This is a genomic window from Christiangramia aestuarii, from assembly GCF_009735585.1.
Classification (GTDB): Bacteria; Bacteroidota; Bacteroidia; order Flavobacteriales; family Flavobacteriaceae; genus Christiangramia; species Christiangramia aestuarii.
Genome location: NZ_VJVW01000169.1, coordinates 1 through 367 on the forward strand (window position 1 = coordinate 1; position 367 = coordinate 367).

Annotated in this window: 1 protein-coding gene; it reads left to right on the top strand. The window is 65.7% G+C overall.

Annotated elements, in window-relative coordinates:
* Positions 1-25: 25 nt before the first annotated feature.
* Positions 26-367 (top strand): aminotransferase class III-fold pyridoxal phosphate-dependent enzyme (locus FLP08_RS17400; RefSeq protein WP_238388525.1); only part of this gene is annotated, 342 nt, incomplete at its 3' end.

Genomic DNA, 367 nt, shown 5'->3' on the forward strand with positions numbered 1-367 from the left:
GTGCTGGGAAGAACATTCGCGGAACATGTTCGCCCACATGGAGCGCACCCTGGCCGAAGGGCACGACGAGATCGCCGCGGTCATCGTCGAACCGCTGATCCAGGGCGCCGGCGGCATGCGCATGTACCACCCGGTCTACCTCAAGCTGCTGCGCGAAGCCTGCGACCGCTATGGCGTGCACCTGATCCACGACGAGATCGCGGTGGGCTTCGGCCGCACCGGGACGATGTTCGCCTGCGAGCAGGCCGGCATCGCCCCGGATTTCCTCTGTCTGTCCAAAGCCCTCACCGGTGGCTACCTGCCGATGTCCGCGGTGCTGACCAGCGAGACCATCTACCGGGGCTTCTACGACGACTACCAGACCCTG